The organism is Corynebacterium sp. c8Ua_99 (genome assembly GCF_039907185.1).
GTDB lineage: Bacteria > Actinomycetota > Actinomycetes > Mycobacteriales > Mycobacteriaceae > Corynebacterium > Corynebacterium jeikeium_D.
This window is the reverse complement of record NZ_JASBOG010000028.1, coordinates 1-5,551: the sequence shown is the minus strand read 5'-3', so window position 1 is coordinate 5,551 and position 5,551 is coordinate 1. Positions and strand designations below refer to the sequence as shown.

Below are 5,551 nucleotides of genomic sequence, written 5' to 3'. Positions count from 1 at the left end.
GGCTACCACGACCCACACAATAAACTTTTTATGCCGGCGGCGACCTACTCTCCCACACCCTCCCGAGTGCAGTACCATCGGCGCTGGTGGACTTAGCTTCCGGGTTCGGAATGGGACCGGGCGTGACCCCACCGCTAACACCACCGACAAAAACCAGGCAACAACCCATCCCCACCACAACTTTGGGTGGGTGGTGTCATGCCAGACACTGAATAACGGACGCGAGCAAAAACTCTTGTTCAACCACTGTTTTTGTGTGTTGAATGTTTGGTCTATTAGTACCGGTCACCTCCACACCTTACGATGCTTCCAGATCCGGCCTATCAACCCCATCATCTATAGGGGACCTCAAAAGAAACCTAATCTTGGAACAGGCTTCCCGCTTAGATGCTTTCAGCGGTTATCCCTTCCGTACGTAGCCAACCAGCCATGCCCCAGGCGGGACAACTGGCACACCAGAGGTACGTCCATCCCGGTCCTCTCGTACTAGGGACAGCCTTCCTCAAGTTTCTACGCGCGCGGCGGATAGAGACCGAACTGTCTCACGACGTTCTAAACCCAGCTCGCGTGCCGCTTTAATGGGCGAACAGCCCAACCCTTGGGACCTACTCCAGCCCCAGGATGCGACGAGCCGACATCGAGGTGCCAAACCATCCCGTCGATATGGACTCTTGGGGAAGATCAGCCTGTTATCCCCGGGGTACCTTTTATCCGTTGAGCGACACCGCTTCCACAAGCCGGTGCCGGATCACTAGTCCCTAGTTTCCTACCTGCTCGACCTGTCAGTCTCACAGTCAAGCTCCCTTGTGCACTTACACTCAACACCTGATTGCCAACCAGGCTGAGGGAACCTTTGGGCGCCTCCGTTACTCTTTGGGAGGCAACCGCCCCAGTTAAACTACCCACCAGGCACTGTCCCTAACCCGGATCACGGGCCGAGGTTGAGATGTCCAATACGATCAGAGTGGTATTTCAACAACGACTCCACCCCAACTGGCGTTGAGGCATCACAGTCTCCCACCTATCCTACACAAACCGAACCGAACACCAATACCAAGCTATAGTGAAGGTCCCGGGGTCTTTTCGTCCTGCCGCGCGTAACGAGCATCTTTACTCGTACTGCAATTTCGCCGGGTCTGTGGTTGAGACAGCAGGGAAGTCGTTACGCCATTCGTGCAGGTCGGAACTTACCCGACAAGGAATTTCGCTACCTTAGGATGGTTATAGTTACCACCGCCGTTTACTGGGGCTTAAATTCTCCGCTTCGACCCGCAAAGGGGTCTAACAGGTCCTCTTAACCTTCCAGCACCGGGCAGGCGTCAGTCCGTATACATCGACTTACCCGTCTTCGCACGGACCTGTGTTTTTAGTAAACAGTCGCTTCCCTCTATTCTCTGCGGCCACAACCAGCTCAACCACGTCGGTCACCAGTCATGGCCCCCCTTCTCCCGAAGTTACGGGGGCATTTTGCCGAGTTCCTTAACCACAGTTCTCCCGATCGCCTTAGTATTCTCTACCTGACTACCTGTGTCGGTTTCGGGTACGGGCCGTATATCCACATCGCTAGAGGCTTTTCTCGGCAGCATAGGATCACCAACTTCCCCAAAACGGGTACGCATCACGCCTCACCCTATATGTGCTCCGGATTTACCTAGAACACGGGCCACACGCTTACACCACGATATCCATCACGTGGCACGGCTACCTTCCTGCGTCACCCCATCACTTGGCTACTACCAGTTCAGGTCCCCAGCATCACACACACCAACCAACCTAAAAGGCTAGTAAACGGCGCGTGTTCAGGTGGGTTAGTATCCCTGATTCACCATGGGCGCGGACACACGGGTACGGGAATATCAACCCGTTATCCATCGACTACGCCTGTCGGCCTCGCCTTAGGTCCCGACTCACCCTGGGAGGATTAACCTGGCCCAGGAACCCTTAGTCATTCGGCGGAGGAGTTTTCCACTCCTCATTCGCTACTCATGCCTGCATTCTCACTCGCGCACACTCCACACTAGGGTTACCCCAGCGCTTCACAGCAGTCACGCGACGCTCCCCTACCCAACCACCAAAAGGTGATTGCCGCGGCTTCGGCGGTGTACTTGAGCCCCACTACATTGTCGGCGCAGAACCACTCGACCAGTGAGCTATTACGCACTCTTTCAAGGATGGCTGCTTCTAAGCCAACCTCCTGGTTGTCTTCGCGATCCCACATCCTTTTCCACTTAGCACACCCTTAGGGGCCTTAGCCGGCGATCTGGGCTGTTTCCCTCTCGACTACGAAGCTTATCCCCCGCAGTCTCACTGCCGTGCTCTGACCTCACCGGCATTCGGAGTTTGGCTGATGTCGCTAAGATGATAGTCCCGCTAAACCAACCAGTAGCTCTACCTCCAGGAGGAAACACACGACGCTGCACCTAAATGCATTTCGGGGAGAACCAGCTATCACGGAGTTTGATTGGCCTTTCACCCCTACCCACAGCTCATCCCCTCAGTTTTCAACCTAAGTGGGTTCGCGCCTCCACAGAGTCTTACCTCTGCTTCACACTGGCCATGGGTAGATCACCCCGCTTCGGGTCCAGGACATGCCACTGACAACACACTAGTTAGTATTCGCTTTCGCTACGACTACCCCACCAAACGGGTTAACCTCGCGACATGCCGCTGACTCGCAGGCTCATTCTTCAAAAGGCACGCCATCACCCCACAAAAAAGGGCTCTGACGGATTGTAAGCACATGGTTTCAGGTACTATTTCACTCCCCTCCCGGGGTACTTTTCACCATTCCCTCACGGTACTAATCCGCTATCGGTCATAAGCAGGTATTTAGGCTTACCGGGTGGTCCCGGCAGATTCACAGCAGATTCCACGAGCCCGCTGCTACTCGGGCAACACACCAATTGCACGCACGGGTGTTTCACGTACCGGACTCTCACCGTCTACGGCAGGACATTCCAATCCACTTCCGCTACACCCACACAACACAACGCAGGACTAGCAGACCCTGCAAAGTGCATCCCCACAACCCCACGCACGCAAACCCTGCCAGGTATCACACGCACGCGGTTTAGCCTCATCCACGTTCGTTCGCCACTACTAACGGAATCACAATTGTTTTCTACTCCTACGGGTACTGAGATGTTTCACTTCCCCGCGTAACCACCAATTAGACTATGAATTCATCTAACGGCGACCGCCCACAACGACGGCCAGGTTTCCCCATTCGGACACCCTCGGATCAACGCTCAGTTGGCAGCTCCCCGAGGCCTATCGCAGCCTCTCACGTCCTTCATCGGCCTACTATGCCAAGGCATCCACCATGCGCCCTTACAACACAACACACAAACAAATAACTAAGAACAATCACAAACAGAAAAACTGCTTGACAAAATCGAACTTACAGAAAAACAAGATGCTCGCGTCCACTATCCAGTTCTCACACAACACCCACACACCACACACAAACCACCACAACAGCAGCCTGCCCGCAGCACGCAGCAACCTGTAAACAGGAACAACAACATGTGTCATCCCAGACACCCAACAGCGCACCAACAACCAACCAACACAAAAAAGGAAAGCACAAACGCTTAAAGTCATCACACGCACGCGCAGACCACCACTTCAGTGATCTAACCAGTAGGTGTTCCACCCAAAAACAAAAAATAGCCACACGCCACCAACACGATGACACATGACACAAAGAAAAAATAATCTCCTTAGAAAGGAGGTGATCCAGCCGCACCTTCCGGTACGGCTACCTTGTTACGACTTCGTCCCAATCGCCAATCCCACCTTCGACAGCTCCCCCACAAAATGTGTTAGGCCACTGGCTTCGGGTGTTACCGACTTTCATGACGTGACGGGCGGTGTGTACAAGGCCCGGGAACGTATTCACCGCAGCGTTGCTGATCTGCGATTACTAGCGACTCCGACTTCACGGGGTCGAGTTGCAGACCCCGATCCGAACTGAGACCGGCTTTGCGGGATTAGCTCGCCCTCACGGACTGGCAACCCACTGTACCGACCATTGTAGCATGTGTGAAGCCCTGGACATAAGGGGCATGATGATTTGACGTCATCCCCACCTTCCTCCGAGTTAACCCCGGCAGTTTCTTACGAGTCCCCACCACAACGTGCTGGCAACATAAGACAAGGGTTGCGCTCGTTGCGGGACTTAACCCAACATCTCACGACACGAGCTGACGACAACCATGCACCACCTGTATACAAGCCACAAGGGAAACACCATCTCTGGCGCGATCCTGTATATGTCAAGCCCAGGTAAGGTTCTTCGCGTTGCATCGAATTAATCCACATGCTCCGCCGCTTGTGCGGGCCCCCGTCAATTCCTTTGAGTTTTAGCCTTGCGGCCGTACTCCCCAGGCGGGGCGCTTAATGCGTTAGCTACGGCACGGATCCCGTGGAAGGAAACCCACACCTAGCGCCCACCGTTTACGGCATGGACTACCAGGGTATCTAATCCTGTTCGCTCCCCATGCTTTCGCTCCTCAGCGTCAGTTACTGCCCAGAGACCCGCCTTCGCCACCGGTGTTCCTCCTGATATCTGCGCATTTCACCGCTACACCAGGAATTCCAGTCTCCCCTACAGTACTCAAGTTATGCCCGTATCGCCTGCACGCCCGGAGTTAAGCCCCGGAATTTCACAGACGACGCGACAAACCACCTACGAGCTCTTTACGCCCAGTAATTCCGGACAACGCTCGCACCCTACGTATTACCGCGGCTGCTGGCACGTAGTTAGCCGGTGCTTCTTCTCCATCTACCGTCAGAAACCCTTCGTCGATGGTGAAAGGAGTTTACAACCCGAAGGCCGTCATCCCCCACGCGGCGTCGCTGCATCAGGCTTCCGCCCATTGTGCAATATTCCCCACTGCTGCCTCCCGTAGGAGTCTGGGCCGTGTCTCAGTCCCAATGTGGCCGTCCACCCTCTCAGGCCGGCTACCCGTCGCCGCCTTGGTAGGCCATTACCCCACCAACAAGCTGATAGGCCGCGGGCCCATCCCACACCGAAAAAACTTTCCACCACACCCTCACGGTGCGGTCCTATCCGGTATTAGACCCAGTTTCCCAGGCTTATCCCGAAGTGCAGGGCAGGTCACCCACGTGTTACTCACCCGTTCGCCACTCGTGTACCCCAGCAAGCTGGAGCCTTACCGTTCGACTTGCATGTGTTAAGCACGCCGCCAGCGTTCGTCCTGAGCCAGGATCAAACCCTCCATCAAAAACCCTTCAAATCAGAAGAATCAAAAAAACAATGAAAGGCCCAAAAACCTGACAAAAACAGACAAACAACCACCACACACCAAAAACAGTGCGCGGCCTGGCCGTTATCCAAAAATAAAACGTTCTCCCCTTCGAACCGACGAGGCCAAAAAAGAAGAGAACAACCATGATCTTTCCCACAAATGAAAAAACCACGCGAAAAGCACCCAAACAAAGGCGCCGCCACGCAATCCATCACCCGCAAGCACAAAAGGACCCAAAACAAACAAAGGCCCCCGGCACCCACCAGCAACACACACGC

At 54.7% G+C, this 5,551-nt stretch carries 1 protein-coding gene and 3 rRNA genes; all 4 read right to left on the bottom strand.

Features of this window, described 5'->3' with window-relative positions:
* Window positions 1–31 precede the first annotated feature (31 nt).
* Window positions 32–148 (bottom strand): 5S ribosomal RNA (gene rrf / locus QKE19_RS11090).
* Window positions 149–254: 106 nt separating this feature from the next.
* Window positions 255–3,344: ribosomal RNA gene (locus QKE19_RS11085) — 23S ribosomal RNA — on the bottom strand.
* A gap of 382 nt (window positions 3,345–3,726) precedes the next feature.
* Window positions 3,727–5,249, bottom strand: a 16S ribosomal RNA gene (locus QKE19_RS11080).
* Together the 16S, 23S and 5S rRNA genes form the textbook arrangement of a ribosomal RNA operon.
* Window positions 5,250–5,354: 105 nt before the next feature.
* Window positions 5,355–5,551 (bottom strand): hypothetical protein (locus QKE19_RS11075; RefSeq protein WP_207105045.1); only part of this gene is annotated, 197 nt, incomplete at its 5' end.